Here is a 25,709-nt window from a genome sequence, read left to right on the forward strand (position 1 = left end):
TTATACGTAAAATACTAAAAATATGTTCTACAAAACATGAATAAAATGAACAATGAAACCACGGTGAAAGTATTTCTATTACTGGTTAAAAAAATGCCCGGTTAGGAAATAACCGGGCATTTTAAACTGCTTTTGATGAGATACTTTATTCCACTTGCGGGATTGGTTCAGCAACCATTTCATTGTTTTCCGAATCGTAATAAATACAAAGCATCTTTTGTGTGTCAATCACCCACTTTTCAACCCCGGCTTCTGCCGCTTGTTTACAAAAAGTGATAAAATCTGTTAAGCCTTGCTGGTGAATTTTAATGGTATGTTGCAATTGTTCCGGAGAGGAGTTGTCGGCGATTTGTATCTGCGGATATTTGGGATCGCTGTTTACTTGATGTCCACTACTGCCGTAGTAAATGACCCTGCCGTTATCCACCCAAAATTCATATTTCAGCAAACCGAGTTGTTTTATTTCCTTAATATATCCAGGGAAATCGGCCCCGGTTTTCACCCGGCTGTGTGCTTCTTTTAATTGTTGTTCTGTAAACATAATCTTGCTTTTTCTATAAACAAAATTACCGGCCAAGCCCTATGGGGTATTGTAAAAAATCGTTCATTTATCTGCATAGCCTTGCTGTGCCTTCATATACTGTTCGGGCGTAGTGCCGGTATGCGTTTTAAACTCCTTAATGAGATGTGCCTGATCATAATATCCTGCGGCATAAACTGCTTTTTGCCAGCCATCGGTCTTCAGTAACTCCAATGTGCTTTGAGCCCTCACAATGAGTGCAAACTTTTTAGGAGATGCGCCTACCACCTTTCTGAATCGCTTTTCGAGTGGACTTTGACTGGTGTTGAGGTTACGGGCAAGGTCGGCTATTTTGATCACACCCTTATGCTGATAAATACCAGCTACAGCAGCGCTGACCAATTTATCTTCGCTACGCCCTATGAGATGACTGATAAGCAGCTGCTCAACAATGGCAATGCGCGCGGTATCATCATTGGCCATTGACAGCAATTCTTCTGTTTCACGGATAATGGTGCGGTCAAAAAAATGATCCAATGAAAGGCTTTCGTCAAAAAGCTCATTTACAGGTTGCCTTAAAAAATGCGAGGCCCCTGTTTCATTAAAAACAACCAGTATTGTACCAACGTTTGTTGTATTGCTGAAAGTTCGGTAACCATCCATTAAGCCGGTTATTCCGGTTGTTGCAAGCATGGTTTCAGTTCCGTTTTTTAAATAGGTTAACCTGCCTGTATACTGAAACCCCATTACCAGCGAAGTGCCGGGCAATACTTTATAAGTTTGGGCATCGCTATTTTCAGACACAACAAAGTGCTTAATATAAGCTGCAAGCCTATGGCATGGCAAATAGCGTTGAAATTTCATCCTTACCTGTAATATTATTTAAAGGTAAGGATTTGCCTGCACCGTTATAATAAAGCCACAAAATCGCGCATAGCTTGTCCGGGATCGGGCTGTTTCATGAAAGTTTCGCCAATGAGGAAACCATTGAAACCTTCCAGTTTTAAATGACGGATAGTTTCGGGGTCGCTGATGGCGCTTTCCGAGATTTTCATAAACTCAGCCGGGATATGTTTGGCCAGTTTATAAGAGGTTTCTACCGATACGGTAAAATCTGCCAGGTTGCGGTTGTTTACGCCTATGGCATCCAGGTTAGGGTTAATGCTCCGTTCCAGCTCTTCAAGGTTATGTACCTCAAGCAACACATTAAGCCCTATACTTTTGGCAAGTTTGGCCATAGTATCAATTTCGGCAGGGCTGAGTATGGCGGCTATCAGCAGGATGATATCAGCCCCTAATGATTTGGCTTCTATCACCTGGTATTCATCTATCATAAAATCCTTGCGCAATACAGGAATGTTATTTACAGAACGGGCCTTCAGCAAATCGGCCTTGCGGCCCATGAAAAAATTACGGTCGGTTAATACAGATAGCGCAGAAGCGCCTGCAGCGGCATAGTCGGTAGTAACAGCACTAACCCTCACCTTATCATTAATGATTCCCTTTGAGGGCGATTTACGTTTAAATTCGGCTATAATACCGGTACGTGCCGGATCAAGCAGAAAATCCTTAAATGAATAAGTATCACGGTGAAAATGTTCCGACTCTTCAAGTACGGTATACGATGTGCGTTTTTTTGCCGAAGCAACTTCTTTTTTTTTATTGGCAACTATTTTATCAAGTATCGTCATAAAGCCTTTTACAATTATGTCATTACGAGGAGGAACGACGAAGCAATCGCGAACTTTGCAGATCCTCTCTGTATAGTATGCGATTGCCACGCTATCGCTCGCAATGACATATTATTTTTACTTCTTTAATAATCAAAGAAAACAAAGTTATCATTATTCCTTAAAACTAAGCCTTTAGCCAGTTCCGCATCATTTCTTTACCGTAATCGGTCAGGATAGATTCAGGATGGAACTGTACGCCCCTTACATCGTACTGTTTGTGCTTAAGCGCCATGATAGAATTATCGGCCTCATCAATAGCAGTAACCTGCAATGAATCGGGCAGATCGGTTCCATTTACCACCCATGAATGGTAACGGCCAACTTTAAAGCTTTCAGGCAAGCCAACAAAAAGCTCCTCATCGCCATCAGTAACTTTTATAGGTGTGGCTATACCGTGCATAGGCTGGTTCAGGTTATACAGGCTGCCGCCAAATGCTTCGGCAATGGCCTGCTGACCAAGGCATACACCAAATATGCTTTTTGTAGGCGCGTACTTTTCTATCACTTCCAGTAACAAACCAGCCTCTGAAGGGATGCCCGGCCCCGGCGAAAGGATGATCTTATCAAAGGCGTCAACGTCTTCAATAGCAAACTGATCATTTCTCCAAACCTCGCACTCCAGGCCAAGCTCATTAACCAAATGCACCAGGTTATAGGTGAAAGAATCGTAATTATCTATTATTAAAATATTTTTCATGTCCGTTTTCTTAAAATTCAACTAACCTCTTATCTCCAATCTCTAAACGCTAATTACAACTCCTCCGCCAACTCAAAAGCCTTTCTTAAGGCCGAGATCTTGGTATCAACCTCGCGTAGTTCGCTTTCAGGTATGGAGCCGGCCACTATGCCTGCACCTGCCTGGTAATGCAGCGTATTGTTTTTGCTCAAAAATGAGCGGATCATAATGGCGTGGTTAAAATCGCCGTTAAAGCCCAGAAAACCAATAGCACCGCTATAAAAGCTGCGTTTAATGTTTTCGTTTTCGTCGATGATCTCCATAGCGCGATATTTAGGCGCGCCGCTGAGCGTACCTGCAGGGTAAGTATCGGCAACAACCTTAAATGCCGACGCGCCAGGCTTCAGCTTGCCGCTCACATGCGATACCAGGTGGATGAGGTGCGAATAATACTGAACTTCTTTAAATGCCTTAACGGTTACATTTTCACAATGCCGGCTCAGGTCATTACGGGCTAAATCAACCAGCATTACATGCTCTGCCGACTCTTTTGGGTCGTTTTCCAGATTACGGGCCAGTTCTGCATCTTTCTCGTCGTCACCACTGCGCTTAAACGTTCCCGCTATCGGGAATATATTAGCTACGTTATTTTTAATGGTGATCTGCGCCTCGGGTGATGAACCGAAGATCCTGAAATCGCCAAAATCAAAATAGAACAAGTAAGGTGATGGGTTGATAGACCGCAAGGCGCGGTAAACGTTAAATTCATCGCCCAGGAAGGTGCGCGAAAATGCTCTTGAAGGCACTATCTGAAAAACATCCCCCCGGTAAATGTGCTGCTTCATTTTTTCAACTATAGCAATGAACTCATCGCCGGTAAGGTTTGATTTTTCATCGCCATTACTTTTGAAGCTGTATTCCGGGAAATTTTTGTTTTTGATGAGATATTCCAGTTTTTCGATACCGCCGTTGGTTGGAGCGCCTTCAGGCTGATTATGGAAGATATAAAGTTCGTTTTTAAAGTGGTCGATAGCGATGATGTACCGGTAGATGTGGTACTGCATTACCGGGATCTTACGATCGGTATTATCGCTTTGCTTTAGTTTGATGGTTTCGTAATGCTCAACCGCTTCATGGGTAAAATAACCGAACAATCCATTGGTGATCATTTTCAGCGGCAGCGAATCAGTTTCAAAACTACCGATGAAACTATTGATCTGCTCAATAAGATCGAACGTGCCGGGCTCATTTGTTTCATGACTGCCATCCGGGTACTGCTTTTTCAGTACACCATTGTTCAGCACAATGCCACTCAGCGGTTCGCAGCAAATATAGCTGGTGCTGTTTTCGCGGCTGTGGTAGTCGGAACTTTCCAGCAGTAACGAATTTGGGAATATATCGCGCAGGCGAAGGTAAATGCTAACCGGTGTGGTGGTGTCGGCCAGCAGCTTTTTATAAGTGGTAGTGATCTTAAATGTGCTCATCTTATTTTTTAAATGTCTTAAAACAAAAAAACCCGGCGAATTGGGGTCGCCGGGTTTCCTATTTAGGTTCACAATTGATTAGGTTGTCTCTGATCAAAAAGCGCAAGCCGGCTGCCAATTTAGTTGGTGCCACCAGCTATTTTTATGTGTGTTTTTAATCATCGCGGTCACAAATTTATAAAGAAATTTGAATTGTCAAATTTTTTGTGAAATTATTTCTTTGCTAAATCCTATTAGCTACGTAGAATTACTGTGGGATGAGCATAATACCTACCGCAATAAGCACAATTCCGATCAAATAGAAGATCGCGATAGCTTTATGCTTCGCCTCTGGCAGTGTTGCTTTTTTCGATTTGCTGTGCCCGATAGTGATCAGCGCGATGGCAATGATCATAATCACCCAGTGCTCAACCGTAAAATAACGGGTAATAGGATTTTTCATGGTATCCTTGCTAAACTGCACCATCGGACTGATAAAAAACAGGATGATGCCCAGCAGGAACTGTGTATGTACCGAGATCATGGCAAACAGGTTAAGCTTGCGGTTACCCTCGCCATAAGGTCTTTTGCCAAACCAGCCCATAAATGCGCGTACAAGGGCCAGCAATACCAATACAATAACAATGTACCTGAAACCGGAATGAAATTCCTTAAAAAAGCTATAAAGTGTCATACATCAAAATTTGCCGTGAATATACACATATCGGTCATTGAAGTCATTAGGGCATTGTGTCATTTTTTTATATGGATGCCTTGATTTTGTGCAATACTTTCATTAAAACATGTTTAGTAGTTGGCTCGTGCGCGTGATGTGTGCTTTACAAGTCCGGTAACTCATGTATTGCATTTATCAGTATAGCTATTCAAGATGCGTGCTATAGCCTGACTTATTTGCTCCGTTTATAAATGCAATGCTTGTTGAAAATAACAGATGGCAAGCCTTTCCTTTCAATGAATTCTGTTTGTTCAACAGTGTGAAGTCGTTCTGAATTTAATTCGACAATGTCAAAATTCAGGTATCTCATTCTGATTGTATCCTTCTGAATTACTATAATATTGGGAATGAACGACAATGTAGCTATCGCTCTTTGGTTATTAATAGTGATTGCAAATCTCCCCTCCTCACTACCCCCAACATCATCGTTCATCCCTTCGCGTGAGTACCGGAATCCCTCCTTTAAAATAAATTTACTAAAAGTGGTGGCTTTATAATATTTACCAGATGGGGTCGATGCGCTGTCTAATATCCAGGTACCAATTATCTTCTTATTTATCTTATCAGGTTCAGTTGAAGAAGAGCAAGAAAACAGGAGTTCCATCAAAATAATTAGCAGAATATATTTAAATGAAGAAGCCATGTTTTGATAATTATTGCTTTATATCGCCTTTTTCCTTCTTATTAGCATTTTTAGGCAGTTTGTAGCTGATCCTAATATACCTAATTTAAACTCTCACGTGTAATAACATACCGAACTTAAGTTAAAAACTTAAGCTATTGTACACCACGGGTTACGTTATCGCTAAACCCGCGGCAGATACAGATGCAATTAAAAATGTCATTGCGAGGAGCGGCAGAGGGTAGAGCGCGGCAGCGACGTGGCAATCTCATAGCCATGCATATCGAATTGTCATTGGATACGAGATTGCCACGCTACGGCTTAATGATATAATTAGAAAAATTGTCATCCTGAGCGATAGCGAATGATCGTCTTCGATAAGCAAGGCGGCTATACAGGACGAAGAAGATGCTTCGTGCCTACCCATGACAAAGGGACAAAAACTACATAAACAAAAAAAGCGATGAGCCTAAACCCATCGCTTTTCAAAATCCGAAATCGAAAATCCGAGATCCGAAATTATATCAGCAGCCTTACAGGCTCTTCTAATAATTGTTTTAACGTTTGCAGGTAGGCTGCAGCTGAAGCACCATCAACCACGCGGTGGTCGGCGCTCAGGGTTACCTTCATGATGTTACCAGGTACTACGGCACCGTTTTTAACAACCGGTACAGCCTGGATCCCGCTTACAGCAAGGATACATGCGTTAGGTGTGTTAATGATGGCTGTAAACTCGTCAACACCAAACATACCAAGGTTTGAGATGGTGAAGGTTGAGCCTTCCATTTCATTTGGCTGCAGTTTTTTAGCTTTTGCTTTACCGGCAAACTCTTTCACTTCAACCGAAATGTGGCTTAATGATTTACCATCAGCAAATTTGATAACCGGAACCAGCAAACCTTCGTCAACAGCAACAGCAACGCCGATGTGAACATGCTCGTTAGTTCGGATCTTATCGCCTAAGAATGATGAGTTGATTGCAGGGTGCTGCCTTAAGGCAACAGCGCAGGCTTTAACAACAAAATCGTTAAATGAAATTTTAACCGGGGCAATCTCATTCATGCGGGTACGGGCAGCAATAGCCTGATCCATATCAATGGTCATGGTTACATAGAAATGCGGCGCAGTGAACAAGCTTTCGCTTAAGCGGCGGCTGATAGCTTTACGCATTTGAGTAACCGGCCTTTCGCTGAATTTCTCTTCGCCGGTAAAGGTTGGCAATACGATAGGTGCTTTTTCAGCAGCAGCCGGAGCGGCAGCAGGTGCAGCCTCAGCAGCCGGAGCCGCAGCTGGTTTAGCAGATGGTGTATATTCCTCAACATCTTTTTTGATGATACGGCCGCCATCAGCGCTACCTTTTACATCATTAAGGTTGATGCCTTTATCTTTAGCTATTTTACGTGCAAGCGGCGATGCTTTTACACGGCTGTCATCTGAAGATGAGCTTTCAGTAGCAGGTGCAGCAGCAGTTTCTTCTGTTTTAGCTTCAGCAGCAGGTGCAGCAGCTTCAGCGGCAGGGGCCGAACCACCATCCTGTAATAAAGGAGTGATATCAGTACCTTCTTTACCTACTATAGCAATAATGCCGTTTACTTGTGCGGCTTCGCCTTCTTTTACACCTATATATAATAAGGTACCGGCTTCATAACCCACAACTTCCATAGTAGCCTTATCGGTAGCCACATCAGCCAGTGAATCATCAGCTTTTACTTTATCGCCAACTTTAAAGTTCCATTTTTCGATGGTGCCTTCGGTCATGGTGTCACTCAGCAACGGCATACGGATCACCGTGGCCGGGATGCTTGACAGATCAACCTTTGGTGCAGCTGGTGCCGGAGTAGCGGCAGGTGCCTTATCGGCAGCGGGAGCTGCTTCTTTGGCCGGTTCTGCTGCAGCGCCGCTGCCAGCCTGATCAAGTAAGGGTTTGTAATCTTCGCCTTCTTTACCTAAAATGGCAATTACTGAATCAACCGGGGCAGCAGCGCCTTCCTGTATACCGATGTACAGCAATACGCCATCCTGGTACGATTCAAAATCCATGGTAGCTTTATCGGTTTCAATCTCGGCCAGTACATCGCCCGATTTAACCTTATCGCCAACTTTTTTATGCCATTTAGCCAATACCCCTTCGGTCATGGTATCGCTCATTTTAGGCATTTTTACTACTTCGGCCATATATTGATAGTATTATAAATTCTGTATAAATATAGTTTGTTCTCAGTATGAAGTCTAAAGTCTTAAGTTTTTAGTCTGAAGTCAGTGCTTAACTATAAGACTATCGGCTCTCGACTTAGTACTTTCGACTTAAAACTTAGTCCCTGATATAAGGGTAATCTTCCTGAACATAAACATCTGTATATAATTCAGATGCATCAGGCCATGGTGATTCTTCAGCAAACTTAACCGCTTCGTCAACAATAGCTTTGATCTTAGCGTCCATTTCGTCAAACCATGCTTCATCAGCATATTTTTCAGTAATGATAGTTTGTTTGGTAACCTCAATAGGATCTTTTGCCTTGTAGCTTTCAAGCTCATCTTTTGTACGATACTTTTGCGGATCGGACATTGAGTGGCCTTTGTAACGGTAAGTACGCATTTCAAGGAAGGTTGGGCCTTCGCCCGCACGTGCACGCTGAACAGCTTCATCCATTGCCACATGTACCGCAGCTGGGTCCATACCATCAACAGCCGATGAAGGGATACCATAAGGCAAGCCTAATTTGTAAATATCAGTTTGGATGGTGGTACGCTCAACAGAAGTACCCATAGCATAACCGTTGTTTTCGCAAACAAAAATTACAGGAAGCTTCCAAAGTGCAGCCATGTTAAAAGTTTCGGTAAGTGCACCCTGGCGTACGGCACCATCGCCCATATAGGCAATGTTTACAAACTCGGTGCCTTTATATTTTTCGGCAAAAGCTATACCGGCACCCAGTGGTACCTGGCCGCCTACTATACCGTGGCCACCATAAAAATGTTTTTCCTTATCAAACATGTGCATAGAACCACCTTTGCCTTTTGAGCAGCCGGTAGCTTTACCATACATCTCGGCCATAATGGCGTTTGGAGTTACACCTTTAGCAAGTGCGTGAGCATGATCGCGATATGCGGTGATCATACTGTCTTCAGGTTTAATTACAGACATTGCTCCGGCTAAAACAGCCTCCTGCCCAATATACAGGTGGCAAAAGCCCCTGATTTTTTGTTGTCCGTATAACTGTCCTGTTTTTTCTTCGAACCTGCGCATCAATAGCATCTGTTCGTACCACATCAGGTAGGTGTCCTTGTTTATTTCGATTGAACTCATGTATTAAACAACCTTTTTGGAGTAAAGCGCAAATCTAATTATATCCTGCAAAATATCGAAACCTCAAGCAAATTGTTGCAAAATTTTATTTGGCTGCTTTTAGGCATGCCTTGCATCAATAAACCAACCTGTTATGGGATCAGCACAGTCAATTAAGCTAATTTAGAACTTAAAAAAACACACCTTTGGGCAATAAATTATCGTTTTAGGAAGTTTTAGAAGGGTTGTTTTTATCTCAAAGCTCTTGAAAGGCCTTAAATAATTACAACCAAATTACATTGGAGATCGTACAAAAGTCTGTTTATTAAAAGGATGTGCAATAAAAAGCGCTTTTTTATATTTTTCGAAAAATAAGCTGCATTTATTTGCAATTTTAAAAAATATAAATAGTTTTGTAGAGCAAGATAGACATAGTGTCTGATTTAATAAACAATTTGTTGCCCTAACACAACAAACAAACTGATTAAATGAAGAAATTTGCCCTGGCTATTGCCTTACTTTTCAGCGTCGTAGCTTCACAAGCTCAAACCAAAAGTGCCCCGAGCGCAAGTGATGACAACAAAGACGACCAGGAAAGTTTAGGTAAAGCATACTTTTCCCAAATCATGGGAGTTGCTTTATCTGCTACCTCAAACATGAAACTCTTTCACTTTGTATACGATTGGATTGGTACCCCTTATCATTTTGGCGGAAGCTCAAGAAGAGGTATCGACTGCTCGGCCTTTACAAAAGAATTATACAGCGAAGTTTTTAACCTTGACATTAAACGTAACTCACGTGATATTTTCAGCATGGTTAACCCTGTTGCTAAAGATGAGTTAAAAGAAGGCGACTTGGTTTTCTTTAAGATCCACAGCCGCAGCATCTCGCACGTTGGTATTTACTTAGGCAACAATAAATTTGCACATGCTTCATCAAGAGGTGTAGCTATCAGCAGCCTTGATGATGCTTACTACAGCCGTTTCTTTTATAAAGGGGGCAGGTTGTTAGCCTCGTTTAAAGATGAATTTAAAGGTTCGGCCTCCACAGGTAACAACGATATGGGCGACGACGTAGACGAAAGCAAGAACTAAACGATTTTGAAATAAATAAACTAATTTGGTCCCTTCATTTTTATGAAGGGATTTTTTTTATAATGAGATTTTTATTGCTTACAGCAGCCTGCCTGGCGCTGTTTTTACAGGCGTGTAACCACCCGCCCAATAAAAAACAAATACTGGCAGCTGCTCCCAAACCTAAACCCGACACAGCAACAACAGCCATTGCCGCTGTTCAGCCTGATTCATCCATATCCATAGCCGCCGTTGGCGATATGATGCTCGGAACATCCTACCCCAATAATTACACCCTACCACCCGATAGCGCTAAAAACAGCTTCAATGTTATTGCCGGTGAATTGAGAAATGCCGATGTAACTTTTGGTAACCTGGAAGGTAGTTTGCTTGATGGCGGTAGTCCGGCTCATTATAAGCTACACCAGCGAAGTAAAGCTTACTTATTCAGGATGCCTACTGCCTATGCAGGGGTTTTTAAAAATGCCGGGTTTAACTTACTTAGCCTGGCCAATAACCACATCGGTGATTTTGGTGATACCGGGCGCATGAGTACTACCCGTGTATTGGATAGCATAGGTATTAATTATGGCGGCTTGCTTAGTCACCCTTCTGCTGTATTTGAACGCAATGGCATTAAATATGGCTTTTGCGCCTTTGCGCCAAATGCTAATACTTTACCAATACTTGATCTTAAAAACGCTACCCGCGTTATCAGCGAGTTGAAACAGCGCTGTGATATCCTCATTGTATCTTTTCATGGGGGCGGCGAGGGTGTAGCTTATGAGCATGTGCCCTTTGCCATGGAATCATTCATCAGCGAAAAGCGTGGCGATGTGAATGCCTTTGCGCATAACGCTATTGATGCAGGGGCAGATATTATACTGGGGAACGGCCCGCATGTGAGCCGGGCAATGGAGGTTTATAAAAACCGTCTCATCGCTTACAGCCTGGGTAATTTTTGCACTTATAAAAGTGTGAGTGTAGCCGGTGTTTGCGGCTTGGCTCCCTTGTTAAAAGTAAAGCTGAACAAAAAGGGAGAATTTTTGAATGGCCGCATTATATCCCTGAGGCAGGCACATGATAAAGGTTTGGAACTTGATACCCTTAACAGGGCTGCTATCCGGATCAGGGAACTTACCGAAACTGATTTTCCAGATGCGGGATTGCTTATATCAGACACCGGCGAGATCAGTCTTAATCCGGTTATTCAGGCCGAGGGCCTGTAAGTAGCAAAGCGGAGCAACAGTCGCGCAATCTCTGCTTTTTGAAGCTTACCCCTAAACAAGCTGATGCCAAACTAATTTGCTTATCAGTAGTTTATACATCATGGCTAAAAAACCGCTGCTTGAATTTACTGATAGAGGAATTTACTGCGCCCCGGGCAAATTTTATATAGATCCCTGGAAGCCGGTTAATGATGCCGTGATTACCCATGCCCATGCTGATCATGCTTATTGGGGCCATAATCATTACTTAGCGCACCATCTCTCGCGCGAGGTTTTACTTTATCGCCTTGGTGAAATCAATCTGCAAACTGTAGAGTATGGCGAAACCATACTTAAAAATGGCGTGAAAATTTCTTTATATCCAGCTGGCCATGTGATCGGGTCGGCACAAATAAGGGTTGAATACAAGGGGGAGGTTTGGGTTGTATCCGGCGATTACAAGGTGGAAAACGACGGTATCTCCACGCCCTTTGAGCCGGTTAAATGCCATCATTTTATTTCTGAATGTACCTTTGGCATGCCGGTTTACCAGTGGAAGCCACAGGTGCAAACTTTTAACGAGATCAACAACTGGTGGCGCAATAACCTCGATCATGGATTGGCCACGGTATTGGTAGGTTATTCGTTAGGGAAAGCTCAAAGAATATTACAAAATCTCGATCTGTTGAACGGTAAGGTTTATACCCACGGCGTTATCGAAAATACCAATGAAGCATTGCGGCGCAATAGTGTTATATTAAACCCAACTGAAAGGATCACACAGGAAAGCTCAAAAGAAGAAGTGCGTAAGGGAATTATCATAGCGCCTCCATCATCAGTAGGAACGCCCTGGATGCGTAAGTTTCAGCCCTACAGTTTTGGTTATTGCTCTGGTTGGATGGCTATTCGTGGGGCCAAACGCCGTCGCGCTGCCGACAGGGGCTTCGTACTCTCTGATCATGCCGACTGGGATGGCCTTATTACTGCTATTGATGCAACAGGTTGCGAGTGTGTTTATCTTACCCATGGTTATACCGCTACATTTACCCGGTATTTAAATGAGATCGGTTTTAACGCGCGTGAGGTGCATACGCTTTATGGAGGCGAAGAGGAAGACGCCCCCACCCAACCTGCCGCGGAAGGAGAGGAGTTAAATGGATCAAACAAAGTCTCCCCTTCCGGCGAAGATTTAGAGGGGGCTGATCTATGAAAGCCTTTGCACAGCTCTTTCTCTCGCTTGATGAAACCAACAAAACCAACGAAAAGGTTAAAGTATTAAAAGAGTATTTTAATACTGTGCCTGATACGGATAAGATGCACATGCTTGCTTTGTTTACCGGGAGGCGACCGAAACGGCAAATCAATTCAACACTGGTGCGTAACTGGGCTGTAGAAGCATCGCATATCCCTGCCTGGCTGTTTGAAGAAAGCTACCATGTTGTAGGTGACCTTGCCGAAACAATGGCGCTCCTGATGCCTCAAAGTGATGCCAGCAGTAGCAAAACGCTTACCGAGTGGATAGCCGAGATCAATGCCCTGAATGATAAAACCGAGGAGCAAAAAAAGGAATGGCTGATGGAATCATGGGCGATGCTGGATAGTCAGGAGCGCTTTGTGTTTAACAAACTGCTTACGGGCAGCTTCAGGGTTGGAGTATCCCAAAATTTGGTGATCAAGGCATTGGCCGATATCTCCGGATTGGAACCTGCGGCGCTTACCCACCGTATTATGGGAAGCTGGCTGCCCGAAACCTACCAGTTTTCGCAACTGATGGAGGAGCAGGATGCCGAAGCAAATATATCCCGGCCCTATCCTTTCTTTTTAGCTTATCCCATCCAGGAAACATCCGAAAAACAAAAAACACCTGCCGAAGTTGGTATTGCCCTTGGCGATGCCGCCGACTGGCAGGCCGAATGGAAATGGGATGGTATCCGCGCACAAATGATAAAGCGTGGCGGCGAAATATTTATCTGGAGCCGGGGCGAGGATCTGGCTACTGATAAGTTTCCTGAATTGCACCCTTTTCTGAATGCCCTGCCTGATGGTACGGTGATAGATGGGGAGATCCTTAGTTTTCAAAATGGTTTGCCCATGCCTTTCAATGTGTTGCAAACCCGTATAGGCCGTAAAAATTTAAGCAAAAAGATTTTGGAGGAAAGTCCGGTTGCTGTAATTGCTTATGACTGTCTGGAGTATCAGGGGGAAGATATCCGGTATAAAACCCAAACAGAGAGGCGGGGAATTCTGGAGCGCTTACAAGCACAGACTTTATATCCTGAAATATTCCGTATCTCATCACTTATCCGGTTTGAAAGCTGGGAAGAGCTTGGCAGTATCAGGGAGCAATCGCGCGCCATGATTGCCGAAGGGATTATGCTGAAACGGAAAAACGCCACTTACCAGGTTGGCCGCCGCCGTGGCGACTGGTGGAAATGGAAAATCGATCCGCTGTCGGTTGATGCAGTGATGATCTACGCCCAAAAAGGCCATGGCCGAAGGGCTGACTTGTACACCGATTACACTTTTGCCGTTTGGGATGGCGATAAGCTGGTTCCCTTTGCAAAGGCTTATTCGGGCTTAACCGATGCAGAGATCAACAAGGTTGATTACTTTGTAAAACGCAACACCATCGAAAAATTTGGCCCTGTACGCACCGTAAAACCCGAATTGGTATTTGAGATAGGTTTTGAGGGTATTAACAAGTCAACCCGGCATAAATCGGGTATTGCATTGCGTTTTCCACGGATTTTGCGGTGGCGGCACGATAAACCCAAAGAAGAGGCCGATACACTTGATAGCTTAAAGGCTTTGCTGGGCGAATAAGCGCTATAATTTATACCTTTGCGGCTTCTGGATTAAATGACCCTAACTATTAATAACCAATATGATTGTAATCAGTAATTTTCAGGAATTTGAACAACAGGTGGGCAACGACCTTGGCGTTTCATCATGGCATACCATTACACAGGAGCAGATCAACAAATTTGCCGATGCAACCCTTGACCATCAGTGGATCCACACTGATCCTGAAAGAGCCAAAACCGAAAGCCCCTTTAAATCTACCATAGCACATGGTTACCTGACGCTTTCGCTGATCCCTCACCTGTGGAAAGAGATCGTAAAAATCGAAAACCTGAAGATGGAGATTAACTATGGTATAGAAAATTTGCGTTTTGCACAGCCGGTACTGGTTGATAATGAAGTGCGGTTAAAAGTAAAACTTGCCGGTTTGCTTAACTTGCGTGGTGTGATCAAGGCTACCATGGCCATTGAACTCGAAATAAAAGATCAGCGTAAGTCTGCATTTAACGGTGAAGTTGTGTTTTTATACCATTTTATAGGGTAAGGGATAGCTTCTATTTCTATACACTCGTCATTGCGAGGTACGAAGCAATCCCCGATTAGCAGGTCCGCCCTGCGTAGTTCGCGATTGCTTCGTGCAATGACGTTTTTTGTAACTACCTGTACAAACTCTTGCTCTCAATAAATTTCAACACTGGGTCAGGTACAAAATATTGCACATTCTTTTTTTCGGCGATGGATTTGCGGATAAAGGTTGCAGAAAGTTCCATAAGCGGCGTCATGGTGATGGTAACTGAAGGGTGATCGGCCAGCTCGGCATTTTCATATCCGGGGCGCGGATATACATAAATGCGATAATCGCGCAGAATAAGTTTATAGTTTTTCCATTTATGCAGGGTGCCGAGGTTATCAGAGCCCATAATAAGGGCAAACTCATGTTCCGGATATTTTTCCTTTAAATGGGCAAGGGTATCAATGGTATACGATGGTTGAGGCAGTTTTAGCTCTACATCGCTTACGGTAATATTGGTTGCGTTATCTGTAGCTAATCGGGCCATCTCCAACCTGTCATAAGTATTGATCAGGTCGCCATATTTTTTAAAAGGATTTTGGGGCGATACCACCAGCCACACCTTATCAAGTGAGGTATGGTTTGCCATGTAATTAGCGATAATCAAATGCCCTATATGTATAGGATTAAACGAACCAAACAGTAAGCCTATCTTCATGCGGTGCCCCCTAACCTCCGCCACCTGGCGGGGAAATTAAAAGTTTTGTAGATTAAAATGTCCCGGTGTACAAAATGGGATTTTTGTACTCCCCCTTTAGGGGGCCGGGGGGCCAATAAACGTACTCACTAATTCCTCTGCCTCATTGCAGGCCGTTTCAAGATCGTAATTTTTGAGTATAATATCAAATTGTGGAGCGTATTTGAGCTCTTTTTCTGCTTTGGCAAAGCGTTCTTTCAGTTTTTCTTCACTATCAGTACCTCTGCCGGTCAATCTTTCAATCAAAACATCAAGTGATGGGGGCTGTACAAATATGGCAAGTGCCTGAGAACCGTATTTGCGTTTAAGGTGAAGACCACCTTCCACATCAATATCAAATATCACAGTTTTACCTTTTGCCCAGATGCGCTCAATTTCGGTGCGTAGCGTACCATAAAAGGTACCGGTATAAACCTCTTCAAATTCAACAAACTGCTTTTTGGCAATACGGTGCAAAAACTCTTCTTTGCTTATAAAATAATAATCCTGTTCATGCACCTCATCACCGCGGCGTTCGCGCGTGGTAGCCGAAATGGAAAATTCCAGCTCAGGGATTTTCCCAAGCAAGTGGTGTACTATTGTGGTTTTGCCAGCACCCGACGGAGCCGAAAATATGATGAGTTTACCTTCTTTGGCCATTGTTCATTAGTTCATTAGTTCAGTTGTTCATTGGTAGCATAGTCCATAAGATTTGAAAAACCAATGAACTAATGAACCAGTGAACTGATGAACTATAATACGTTTAACAGTTGTTCTTTAATTTTTTCAAGCTCTTCTTTCATGCCTACAACCAGTTTCTGGATATTGGCATCATTGGCTTTTGATCCTAATGTATTGATCTCACGGCCAATCTCCTGCGAAATGAAACCCAGTTTTTTACCGTTTGCATCGGCATTTTTAAGGGTTTCAATAAAATACTCGCAATGCGCTTTTAATCTTACCTTTTCTTCGGTTATATCAAGCTTATCGATATAATAGATCAGCTCCTGTTCAAAGCGGTTTTGATCGATAGCCTCGCGGCTTGCGGCCTCGGCCAAAAATGTATTGAGGCGCTCGCGGATCAAAGGAACCCGTTTTGGGTCTTCCAGTTCAACAAGTTCAAGGTTTTTCAATATGGTATTGATACGGCCTTTTATCTCCTGTTCAATAACATTCCCTTCCTGCGCCCTAAAATCCTGGAAAGCGGCCATAGCCTGCTGAAAGGTCTTTTCAACGGCCTTCCATTCATCCTCAGATATGGTATCTTCTTCGTATTTCACAACCTCGGGTAAACCTAACGCCAACTGAAGCAGGTTGCCTGTTGGCTCGCCAAGCTCTTCACTTACAGCCCTAAGTTGATTATAGTAATGTTTAAGCAGATCTTTATCGATACCGGCCGCTTTTACCGATTGGCTAACCTGTTCGGTATTGATAGATAAATTAACCTTACCGCGTTCAATAAGCTTGCTGCAGTCGTTACGCAACTGAAACTCTTTTTCGGCAAAAATCTTCGGTAAACGAAGTGATAATTCTAAAAATTTGCTGTTCAGGGATTTAACCTCTACGGTATATTTTGTATTGCCCGAATCAAAACTGGCAATTCCATACCCTGTCATGGATTTTATCATGCGCAAAGATAGCAAATTTAGTTAGAGGTTAGAGATCGGAGATTAGAGGTTAAGACAATGCAGGTTTTAAGAAATTCAAATAACAAGACACAGAAACTTCACCGAGCAAAGGGAAACCTAATCTCTAATCACCAACCTCTAACCACCAGCGCGAAGCGCTTTAACACTTTTTCACATTTCAAATAAAATACAGTTCCTATATTTACGTTCAATTATCACTGATGCGCAACTATTTATACCTGCTTGTAACAGGCGTTCTATGCCTTATAACCGTTCATGTTTCGGCCCAGGAGTTTACGGTAAAAGGAGTTATTTCTAAAAAAGTGACCAACGAGCGTGTAGGACAAGTTTTTGTTAAAGATCTGAATACCAAAACACTGATACTTAGCGACGATGTTGGCTGGTTTAGCATAAAAACCCGTGTTGGCGATACCCTGCTTTTTACCAGGGACGATTATACTCCCCAAAAAGTGGTAGTGCTTAATAATAGTGATATGCCGGTTTATATGCAGCCTGTAATTAAGTTAGATGAGGTAAAAGTTGTTGGTCAAACCAAAAGGCAGGAAATAAACGAGGTTTTGAAAGATTACAAGAAACAAGGTTCTACTTATAACGGAAGACCGCCGGCATTATCTTTTTTAAGCAATCCTGTAACCGGTTTGTATGAGCTTTTGGGCACAACTCCTAACCGGGCCCGTCGCTTTGCGCAAAATGCTCAAAGCGAACTGGAGCAGGCCGAAATTCACAAGCACTATAACATACCTTTTGTAAAGCAATATACCGGGCTGGCTACGGATAGCCTTGCACGTAAGTTCATGAATTATTATACGCCTACCTACAAGGATATTAAAGCATGGACTGATTATGACCTGATTAAGCATACCATACGGGCGTATGAATATTACAAGAATAGCAGTGAAAAAGAAAAGCTTGAAAAACTCAACAGTCCAACATTCATCGTGCCAGACTCAGCCGTAAAGCTTGGTGAGGGGCCTGTGGAGCTAAAAAAGGAAAAGAAACTACCGCTTTAAAAAAACTAAGGTTAAATGCCCAAAGTTTCGCAGGCCTTTTCGGCAGCAAGTTTTTCGGCGTTCTTTTTACTGAACTCTTTACCAGATCCCATAACTTCGCCGTCAACACTGGCCTGTACGGTGAATAGTTTGGTGCTTTCACCATCCTGGTTAGTTACCAGTTCAAAAATAATATCACGGCCATGGCGCTGGCACCATTCAATGAGCTTGCTCTTGAAATTGGTTTCAGTTTGCTCAAGCGTATGGATATCAATATGGGGCTTTATGATGTGGTTAATGAGGAAATTTTTAGTAAAGTCATAGCCTTTATCTAAATAAACCGCACCTATCAAAGCTTCAAAAGCATCACCAAGCAATGATCCCTGCCTGCTTGAGTTAAGCATTCGGTTATCATATTCAATGAGTTTATCAAAGCCAAGTTTTTTGCCGAGCGCATTAAGGTTAACACGGCTTACTATTTTTGAGCGCAATTCGGTCAAAAATCCCTCATCTTCATAAGGGTATAATTTAAAAAGTACTTCAGCAACAACACTGCCCAATACGGCATCACCCAAAAACTCAAGGCGTTCGTTACTGTTCTTCACCCCCTTTTTGATGTTTTGAGCTACCGATTTATGGCGAAAAGCCATGCGGTATAAAGACAAATTGCCCGGCACAAAGCCGAGCAAATTCTTTAAAATTTTAACATACTTCCTGTTGGGTGATATATAAAGCTTGTAGAACCGACTGATAGGCATCAAACCACAATTAATCTTCGTACTTTTTAAATATTACAGAAGCATTGTGTCCGCCAAAACCAAATCCGTTGCTTTGCACAATATTAATATCGCGTTTTTGGGCGGTATTGAAAGTGAAATTGATCTTAGGATCAAATGCCGGATCATCAGTAAAGTGATTAATGGTTGGAGGGATGATACCATGTTTTAATGCCAGTATCGATGCAATAGCTTCAACCGCGCCGGCAGCCCCAAGTAAATGGCCTGTCATTGATTTGGTTGAGCTAATGTTGATACGGTATATATCATCGCTAAACACATCCTGTATTGCTTTAATTTCTTGCGGATCACCGATTGGGGTTGATGTGCCGTGAACGTTCACATAATCAATATCGGCAGGTGTAAGGTTAGCATCTTCAAGAGCAGCGCGCATAACAAATGCAGCTCCCAAACCATCAGGGTGAGGTGCTGTCATATGGTAAGCATCGGCGCTCATGCCGCCGCCCATCATTTCGGCGTATATTTTTGCGCCGCGGGCTTTAGCATGTTCTAATTCCTCTAAAATAATGGTACCTGCACCCTCACCGGCCACAAAACCATCCCTGTCCAAATCAAACGGACGCGATGCCGTTGCCGGATCATCATTACGGGTTGATAATGCATGCATGGCGTTAAAGCCACCTATACCCGCTTCGTTGATAATAGCTTCAGAACCACCGCTGATAAACATATTAGCTTTACCCAAACGGATATAGTTAAATGAATCAATCAGTGAGTTATTTGATGAAGCACATGCCGAAACGGTTGTGAAGTTAGGGCCGCGCAAACCATATTTGATAGAAATATGGCCCGGGGCTATATCTGCGATCATTTTAGGGATGAAGAACGGGTTAAAACGTGGCGAACCATCCCCTTTTGCAAAGGCCGTAACCTCATCAAGGAAAGTTTTTAAACCACCAATACCCGAACCCCAGATAACGCCAATGCGACTGGTATCCAGTTTTGAAAAATCTAATCCCGCGTCTTTTACAGCTTCTTCTGTTGAGAATAAAGCGTATTGTACAAAGGGATCCAATTTACGGGCGTCTTTACGACCTAAAAAACCATCCGCGTCAAAGCCTTTCACTTCACACGCGAACTTAGTTTTGAATTTTTCTGTATCAAAACTCTTAATCAAGGCAGCGCCACTTACTCCATTGATCAGTCCGTTCCAATAATCTGAAACAGTGTTACCAATAGGAGTAAGTGCTCCAAGCCCGGTTACTACAACTCTTTTAAACTCCATTTAATCCAGTTAGGGAGTTCTTATTTAACGTTTTTTTCAAGGTAAGCAACTGCCTGGCCAACAGTACCAATAGTTTCAGCCTGATCGTCAGGAATAGCCACGTTAAATTCTTTTTCAAACTCCATGATTAATTCCACGGTGTCTAACGAGTCGGCACCAAGATCATTGGTGAAACTCGCTTCTGGCGTAACTTCACTTTCGTCAACACCCAGTTTTTCTACGATAATAGCTTTTACTCTTGAAGCGATATCAGACATAGTCTTTATAGTTTAATGATTAATAAAAATTCAGTGCAAAGAAAAATAAATTCTGTCAATAAACAAATCTAAAACTTTTACAATATAAATCTCTAAACAAAATTTTATTGAAACAGTTTGTATTAGTAATTTTGACGGCGTAAAAGTAATGATTTTGAACAGGAAATTTTTAAAGTTTGAGATCGATTTTGATTTTGTGCTCATTGCAGTAACAAGCTCACTTAAAGATTACCGGGTTTGTTTTCTTATAAACAAGTACTTAAATTTTAATTTCTCAAAAACCGATGACCTGGAAGTAGATATTTACCCCGGGGCTGAGCCTGTTTTGTTTTCACTATACCGCTACAGTTGGGAAACTACCGAAACCGACTTCTTCTTTATTGGCAATAAAGGCTCTGATGGTTACCTGGTACCAGAAATAAAAAGCGCCGACTATTTTTTAATGATCCGTAACTATATAGATGATAATGAGCTTGATACGATCATCTCATCGCTCAATAAAATACCTGAGATAGTTGCAGCCGTAAAGATTGACCCAAAAAAAATAAAATCACGGGAAAATCTGTTATTTTAGCGCCGAATTTAAAAAGGTGTTGGTTTTAAAATCATTAAATATCCTCCAGTTTTAACCCGAATAATATGGAACTATACTATAATCGTACAAAAATTGTTGCCACCATGGGGCCGGCATCAGCTAAAAAAGATGTTTTATTAGCGATGATCAAGGCAGGTGTTAACGTTTGCCGTCTTAATTTTTCGCACGGTAAGCCCGAAGATCATAAGGTAGTGATCGATCTTATCCGTGAGATTAACGAGCAATACAAAACAAACGTAGGCATCCTTGCCGATTTGCAGGGCCCAAAGATCCGCATAGGCCTGGTAAAGGATGGCGGTATTCATTTAGTTAACGGAACGCACATTAAAATTACTACACATGAGTGTATTGGTAATGATGAGCAGATCTATATTACTTATGATACCTTCCCTCAGGATGTACAGGCAAATGAAATTATTTTGCTTGATGACGGTAAACTGCAATTAAGGGTTATTGAAACCAACAAAATTGATACAGTTATATGTGAGGTTGTTCACGGCGGTATTTTAACATCACGTAAAGGTGTTAACCTGCCAAACACCAAAGTATCTATCCCAAGCTTAACCGAAGAGGACCTGATCAACCTTGAATTTGCCCTTAAACAGGATGTTGAATGGATAGGCCTATCTTTTGTGCGCACAGGCGAGGATATTATTGACCTGAAACGTATTATAGCACGCAACGGTTCGGCAGCTAAGGTTATTGCCAAAGTTGAAAAACCGGAAGCTATTGATAATATTGATGCTATTATTGCCGCTACAGACGGTGTAATGGTTGCCCGTGGCGACCTTGGTGTTGAAATGCCGCTTGAAGAAGTGCCATTGCTGCAAAAAATGATTGCCCGTAAATGCCGTGCCGCTTCAAAACCGGTTATCGTAGCTACCCAGATGCTTGAATCAATGATCACTACGCCGCGCCCAACCCGTGCCGAAGTAAATGACGTTGCCAACTCAGTACTTGACGGTGCCGATGCTGTGATGCTAAGCGGTGAAACATCAGTTGGTGAGTTTCCGGTTATCGTTATTGAAACTATGGCCAAAATTGTGCGTAATGTTGAAGAGTTAGGCTATCCTTTTAATGCTCCTAAACAGGCAGTAGCTAAAGATCAGTCATCTCCGGATTTCCTGATCAATGCGCTTTGCGAATCTGCCGTACACATTGCTGAGCAAAGTAATGCAGTTGGTATCGTTTCAATGACCACTTCGGGTTATACTGCATTTGAAATATCAAGCCACAGGCCTAAAGCCAGTACATATATCTTTACGTCGAACAAGCAATTATTAAATGCGCTTAGCCTTGTTTGGGGTGTAAGGGCATTTTACTATGATCAGCTGGAAAGCACAGATCAAACTATTGCCGATGTTAATGAGATCCTTAAAGCTGAAAACCTGATCAAATCGGGCGATGTGGTTGTTAATACAGCTTCAACGCCTATTATTAAACAAGGCAAAACCAACACGCTTAAACTGAGCGTTGTTGAATAAGAATATTTAAGATCTTACTTTTAATGAAGAAGGCTCGCCGGGATAACTGGCGGGCTTTTTTGTTGGGGCTACACCCTGGAAACGGGCGTAAAAACAATGCCGGCTACCCGAAGATAAACCGGCAAAGCACAATTAAAATCAAACATAATCCAGTTTAGGTTGAATGGGTTGATCTCTCTTGCTATCCTAAAAAATAAAAGGTAGATGTTTCTTTAATAAAGGCTATCCGCGTTTGTAAAAGCGATTTAAGCATTTGTCGCAGCGGTAATGTTTTACCTGAAGCCAGGGGAGTAATATTTTAACAAGGGCTCCCCTCTTTATCCTGTCGCAAAATTTATTTTTACATCTTGGGCATATTGCGGCAGATGTTTTGCCAATGGTAGGAATAGCATGAGGTTGGCTATTGTCAATATCGGGCTTATCCTTGTTAAAAATTACAGTCATTGTATTAGGGGGAATAGTATGTAACAAAGCTGCCCATAAACAATATAATAAAACTGCCATTTAACTTCACAAAACCGCCATTTGTGTTAAAAAAGCCATCTTTGAAGTTAAAATATGCCTGAAAACTAAAAAGACTAACTAAAATGACAGCCCAACATGAGGTTTAAAGCAATTCGTTAACGTCTCGGCCGTAATGTTCTTTAAACAATTTACTGAAGTATGCGGGGGTATCAAATCCTGCAGCGTATGATACTTCGGCAATGGTGCGGTACTTACCGCTTTCAATAGCTTCGCGCCCAATTTGTAACCGTATAGCGCGGATATATTTGTTAGGGGTAAGCCCGGTAATTGATTTTATGCGGCGAAACAATTGACGCTCACTGATGGCAAGTTCATAACTCAGCGCGGCAAGGGTGAGATCCGTTTTACCGGTATGTTTCCGTACCATAACTTCCAGTTCCTCAAGCCAGGATAAATCGGCCGGTGAAAGTACGAGATCCGGGCTTTCTGTGGCTTGCTCAAACTGCTGACCGTTTGCTACAATAATTATGTCCTCATCGTCCGGAACAGTGGCCCCTGAACGGGCAGCAGCATTGTTGATAAGGTTTGCAGTGCGTGCAAGTAACTCGCTGCTTAAAAATGGCTTGGTAAGGTAATCATCAACGCCTGTATGAAGCGCTTTGAGTTTATGTCTTGTATCAGCCAGCGCCGTAAGCATAATCACCGGGATATTGCAATAAGCTGGGCTTTGTTTCAGGGTTTCAAGCAGGGTAAAGCCATCCATTTCGGGCATCATCACATCTGAAATGATGAGGCTGGGCGTTGCAGGGAGTTCCTGGAGCTTTTTTAATGCTTCGCGGCCGTTATTGGCCGTAATGAGCCGGTACAGAGGGCGTAAAATATCTGCAATATAAGCCGCCATTTCATGGTGATCTTCTACAAGCATGATCAGTTGCTGGCCGGTATCAGGCTTACCAAACCTGGCAACTTTAAAGTCATTTTCATCAACAGTTATTTCAACAGCAGGTTCGCTGGCAATTTTAAGGGGAATACAGGCTTTAAATACTGCACCCTTTTCCCAGTTATTCTCTACCGTAATCCCCCCGCCCAAAAGTTCAGTTAATTCGCGTGCTATAGCAAGGCCAATACCTGTTCCGCCTTCCAGCGGCGCTTCATCATGTTTGCCCTGATAATAACGGTCAAAAATATGCGGCAGGTCATTTGGCTGGATACCCATACCCGTATTTGCCACGCTAAATTCAATCATGTTGGGCTTTGTAGCTACAGTTACGGTAATAGTGCCTGTATGCGGGGTGAATTTGATAGCGTTGCTGATTAAATTGTTGGCTATCTTTTCAAACTTTTCCTGATCGAGTAAAACGAAAAGTGTTGGGCTAACAGAGTTAAGCAAGCTGTAATTGATTTCCTTATATTCTGCAGCTGATGCAAACGCCTGAAACAGGGTTTTTACAAATGAAGATAATGCAACGGCTTTTGGAGTTATAACTAATTTCCCTGCTTCCAGTTTACCAAGGTCGAGCAGTTCATTAACTATATTAAGCAGCTTTTTACTATTGTTTGATATAGTTTGCAACATTCCCCTTTGCTCATCTTCATAGTTGTTAAAACTCATCAGTTGATTTGCCGGCCCCATGATCAGCGTTAACGGGGTGCGCAACTCATGGCTTATATTGGCAAAGAAGCGCGTTTTCATGGCATCCAGTTTTTCCAGCTGGCTATGTTCTTCGGCCAGTAAAGCGGCTTCCCTTTTCTTTTTGATGATGAACCAGCGGTAACTCAAAACTGATGCTATAGCAATAACCAGTGCAAGTGCAATTAAAAAATTGCGCTGCACTTTAACCAGTTTAGTTTGAGTGGCGGCTATTAATAAGCGTTTATCTGCCTGATATTTTTTATCCAGTTCGGCAGCATCGTGTGTTTTGTCGAGTGCGTTGATGCTGTCGTTAAGCCGGCTATACAGATAATTATATTTAAAGGCATTTTTATAATCATCGATGCCCTTATATGCAATGGTTAAATGGTCATAGATATTTTTTTGAATGGTGATATTACTTTGTTCTTCGGGTTGTATATTAACAGCCATCTCGCCGTATTGTACAGCTTTTTTAAAATCCTTATGATCAACATACATGGTCATAAGCTCATTAAGATTATGCTTTTCGAGCGTTTTAAAACCTCCTTTACGTGATGTTGCCAGTGCCTGCATCAGTATGTCTTCGGCCTTTTTATCCTGATTGGTCATGAGGTATAAGCGGCCAAGGTTGCCCTGGTAGCGGGCTACGCTAAAATCTGAAAGAAAATGCTGATACTTTTTATCAAGTACCTTCTCCATTAAGAGGGTTGCTTTGGCCAAATTGGTGGGGGATGACATGCTTCGTTCAGAAAGTATGTTGGAGATATTGCTCAGCGCGAAAATATAAGCAGCAGTGTCCTTTATACTTAATGCATCTTTTGAAGCCTGTTCTGCATATGGCAGGGCCTGTTTAGGGTTGTCAATTGACCGGTAGATGTCGGCAATGCAAGCGCGGCAATCAATACTTAAACTTTTCCATCCGCGGCTATCGCATTCCTTTAATATTTTAAAAGCAACATTTAAGGCCTCAACTGTTTGGGCTTCGCGGCTCAGCATGTAAGCGGCCATGATAGGCGACTTTTCATAAGTTAATGAATCGGCAGGCGTTGCGAGTTTAGTGGCTTCACGGGCAAATGTTAAGGCATCGTGTTCGTTCCCGATACCGTAAGCTTGATAGGCCTGTGCCAGTAATACCCGTGCTTCAAACGGTTTATTGTTATTTTTCCGGGCCGAATCGATGAGATTTTTTGCAAGCACAGCGGCCGAATCCTGGCTTTTCATTCCCCTTAGCATTTTCAATATTGGTTCT

At 42.6% G+C, this 25,709-nt stretch carries 24 protein-coding genes; 8 read left to right on the forward strand and 16 right to left on the reverse strand.

Going from position 1 to position 25,709, the window contains the following annotated elements:
- Nucleotides 1-145 precede the first annotated feature (145 nt).
- The 9 genes from MTO98_RS03045 to pdhA all read right to left on the reverse strand — a co-directional run bounded on the left by MTO98_RS03045 (nucleotide 146) and on the right by pdhA (nucleotide 9,057).
- Nucleotides 146-541, reverse strand: a complete 396-nt coding sequence (locus MTO98_RS03045) for a DUF1398 domain-containing protein (RefSeq protein ID WP_243485161.1) — start codon at nucleotides 539-541, stop codon at nucleotides 146-148.
- Between the two features lie 63 nt (nucleotides 542-604).
- The gene (locus tag MTO98_RS03050) at nucleotides 605-1,384 is read right to left on the reverse strand and encodes a response regulator transcription factor (RefSeq protein WP_243485162.1); all 780 of its coding nucleotides are present in this window, start codon (nucleotides 1,382-1,384) and stop codon (nucleotides 605-607) included.
- 44 nt (nucleotides 1,385-1,428) lie between these two features.
- Nucleotides 1,429-2,211 (reverse strand): indole-3-glycerol phosphate synthase TrpC, encoded by a 783-nt coding sequence (trpC, locus tag MTO98_RS03055; protein ID WP_243485163.1) that lies wholly within the window; start codon nucleotides 2,209-2,211, stop codon nucleotides 1,429-1,431.
- Nucleotides 2,212-2,377: 166 nt separating this feature from the next.
- A complete protein-coding gene (locus tag MTO98_RS03060; RefSeq protein WP_243485164.1) occupies nucleotides 2,378-2,950 on the reverse strand; it encodes an aminodeoxychorismate/anthranilate synthase component II in 573 nt (190 codons plus the stop codon).
- A gap of 53 nt (nucleotides 2,951-3,003) precedes the next feature.
- Nucleotides 3,004-4,413 carry an anthranilate synthase component I family protein gene (locus MTO98_RS03065; RefSeq protein ID WP_243485165.1) on the reverse strand — a complete coding sequence of 470 codons (1,410 nt, stop codon included), beginning with the start codon at nucleotides 4,411-4,413 and terminating at the stop codon, nucleotides 3,004-3,006.
- Between the two features lie 247 nt (nucleotides 4,414-4,660).
- Nucleotides 4,661-5,086, reverse strand: a complete 426-nt coding sequence (locus MTO98_RS03070; RefSeq protein ID WP_243485166.1) for a cytochrome B — start codon at nucleotides 5,084-5,086, stop codon at nucleotides 4,661-4,663.
- 214 nt (nucleotides 5,087-5,300) lie between these two features.
- Nucleotides 5,301-5,771, reverse strand: a complete 471-nt coding sequence (locus MTO98_RS03075) for a hypothetical protein (RefSeq protein ID WP_243485167.1) — start codon at nucleotides 5,769-5,771, stop codon at nucleotides 5,301-5,303.
- 498 nt (nucleotides 5,772-6,269) lie between these two features.
- Nucleotides 6,270-7,925 (reverse strand): dihydrolipoamide acetyltransferase family protein, encoded by a 1,656-nt coding sequence (locus MTO98_RS03080; RefSeq protein ID WP_243485168.1) that lies wholly within the window; start codon nucleotides 7,923-7,925, stop codon nucleotides 6,270-6,272.
- Between the two features lie 136 nt (nucleotides 7,926-8,061).
- Nucleotides 8,062-9,057: a pyruvate dehydrogenase (acetyl-transferring) E1 component subunit alpha gene (gene pdhA, locus MTO98_RS03085; protein WP_243485169.1), complete on the reverse strand. Its 996-nt coding sequence runs from the start codon at nucleotides 9,055-9,057 to the stop codon at nucleotides 8,062-8,064.
- Nucleotides 9,058-9,524: 467 nt separating this feature from the next.
- Between pdhA and MTO98_RS03090 the strand changes: the two genes are divergently transcribed.
- The 5 genes from MTO98_RS03090 to MTO98_RS03110 all read left to right on the forward strand — a co-directional run bounded on the left by MTO98_RS03090 (nucleotide 9,525) and on the right by MTO98_RS03110 (nucleotide 14,663).
- Nucleotides 9,525-10,130 (forward strand): C40 family peptidase, encoded by a 606-nt coding sequence (locus MTO98_RS03090; protein WP_243485170.1) that lies wholly within the window; start codon nucleotides 9,525-9,527, stop codon nucleotides 10,128-10,130.
- A 62-nt stretch (nucleotides 10,131-10,192) separates the two neighbouring features.
- On the forward strand, nucleotides 10,193-11,338 hold the full coding sequence (locus MTO98_RS03095; protein ID WP_243485171.1) for a CapA family protein: 1,146 nt from the start codon (nucleotides 10,193-10,195) through the stop codon (nucleotides 11,336-11,338).
- A gap of 100 nt (nucleotides 11,339-11,438) precedes the next feature.
- Entirely contained in the window at nucleotides 11,439-12,527 is a 1,089-nt protein-coding gene (locus tag MTO98_RS03100) for a ligase-associated DNA damage response exonuclease (RefSeq protein WP_243485172.1), read from the forward strand.
- Nucleotides 12,524-14,140, forward strand: coding sequence for an ATP-dependent DNA ligase (locus MTO98_RS03105; RefSeq protein ID WP_243485173.1), 1,617 nt, complete (start codon nucleotides 12,524-12,526; stop codon nucleotides 14,138-14,140). The genes MTO98_RS03100 and MTO98_RS03105 overlap by 4 nt, the downstream gene beginning before the upstream one ends.
- A 61-nt stretch (nucleotides 14,141-14,201) precedes the next feature.
- The gene (locus MTO98_RS03110; protein ID WP_243485174.1) at nucleotides 14,202-14,663 is read left to right on the forward strand and encodes a MaoC family dehydratase; all 462 of its coding nucleotides are present in this window, start codon (nucleotides 14,202-14,204) and stop codon (nucleotides 14,661-14,663) included.
- 112 nt (nucleotides 14,664-14,775) lie between these two features.
- Here the strand turns inward: MTO98_RS03110 and nadD are convergent, their stop codons facing one another.
- From nadD to MTO98_RS03125, 3 genes are all read right to left on the reverse strand, one after another.
- Nucleotides 14,776-15,348 (reverse strand): nicotinate (nicotinamide) nucleotide adenylyltransferase, encoded by a 573-nt coding sequence (nadD, locus tag MTO98_RS03115; RefSeq protein ID WP_243485175.1) that lies wholly within the window; start codon nucleotides 15,346-15,348, stop codon nucleotides 14,776-14,778.
- Between the two features lie 96 nt (nucleotides 15,349-15,444).
- The gene (gene gmk, locus MTO98_RS03120; protein ID WP_243485176.1) at nucleotides 15,445-16,026 is read right to left on the reverse strand and encodes a guanylate kinase; all 582 of its coding nucleotides are present in this window, start codon (nucleotides 16,024-16,026) and stop codon (nucleotides 15,445-15,447) included.
- Nucleotides 16,027-16,118: 92 nt separating this feature from the next.
- Nucleotides 16,119-16,994 (reverse strand): YicC/YloC family endoribonuclease, encoded by an 876-nt coding sequence (locus tag MTO98_RS03125; protein ID WP_243485177.1) that lies wholly within the window; start codon nucleotides 16,992-16,994, stop codon nucleotides 16,119-16,121.
- 221 nt (nucleotides 16,995-17,215) lie between these two features.
- Here MTO98_RS03125 and MTO98_RS03130 point away from each other — a divergent pair, with 221 nt between their 5' ends.
- Nucleotides 17,216-18,025 (forward strand): hypothetical protein, encoded by an 810-nt coding sequence (locus tag MTO98_RS03130; RefSeq protein WP_243485178.1) that lies wholly within the window; start codon nucleotides 17,216-17,218, stop codon nucleotides 18,023-18,025.
- An 11-nt stretch (nucleotides 18,026-18,036) separates the two neighbouring features.
- On the opposite strand, the gene rnc is transcribed toward MTO98_RS03130, so the two are convergent.
- The 3 genes from rnc to MTO98_RS03145 are packed head-to-tail and all read right to left on the reverse strand — an operon-like array spanning nucleotide 18,037 to nucleotide 20,283.
- Nucleotides 18,037-18,762 carry a ribonuclease III gene (gene rnc, locus MTO98_RS03135; protein ID WP_243485179.1) on the reverse strand — a complete coding sequence of 242 codons (726 nt, stop codon included), beginning with the start codon at nucleotides 18,760-18,762 and terminating at the stop codon, nucleotides 18,037-18,039.
- A gap of 10 nt (nucleotides 18,763-18,772) precedes the next feature.
- On the reverse strand, nucleotides 18,773-20,026 hold the full coding sequence (gene fabF, locus MTO98_RS03140; protein WP_243485180.1) for a beta-ketoacyl-ACP synthase II: 1,254 nt from the start codon (nucleotides 20,024-20,026) through the stop codon (nucleotides 18,773-18,775).
- A 20-nt stretch (nucleotides 20,027-20,046) separates the two neighbouring features.
- Nucleotides 20,047-20,283, reverse strand: coding sequence for an acyl carrier protein (locus MTO98_RS03145; protein ID WP_031266521.1), 237 nt, complete (start codon nucleotides 20,281-20,283; stop codon nucleotides 20,047-20,049).
- A gap of 148 nt (nucleotides 20,284-20,431) precedes the next feature.
- On the opposite strand from MTO98_RS03145, the gene MTO98_RS03150 reads away from it, so the two are divergent.
- Nucleotides 20,432-20,857 carry an IPExxxVDY family protein gene (locus MTO98_RS03150; RefSeq protein ID WP_243485181.1) on the forward strand — a complete coding sequence of 142 codons (426 nt, stop codon included), beginning with the start codon at nucleotides 20,432-20,434 and terminating at the stop codon, nucleotides 20,855-20,857.
- A 65-nt stretch (nucleotides 20,858-20,922) separates the two neighbouring features.
- On the forward strand, nucleotides 20,923-22,362 hold the full coding sequence (gene pyk / locus MTO98_RS03155) for a pyruvate kinase (protein WP_243485182.1): 1,440 nt from the start codon (nucleotides 20,923-20,925) through the stop codon (nucleotides 22,360-22,362).
- Between the two features lie 607 nt (nucleotides 22,363-22,969).
- Here the strand turns inward: pyk and MTO98_RS03160 are convergent.
- A complete protein-coding gene (locus tag MTO98_RS03160) occupies nucleotides 22,970-25,681 on the reverse strand; it encodes an ATP-binding protein (RefSeq protein WP_243485183.1) in 2,712 nt (903 codons plus the stop codon).
- Nucleotides 25,682-25,709 lie beyond the last annotated feature (28 nt).

The sequence above is a fragment of the Mucilaginibacter sp. SMC90 genome (assembly GCF_022811725.1).
GTDB lineage: Bacteria > Bacteroidota > Bacteroidia > Sphingobacteriales > Sphingobacteriaceae > Mucilaginibacter.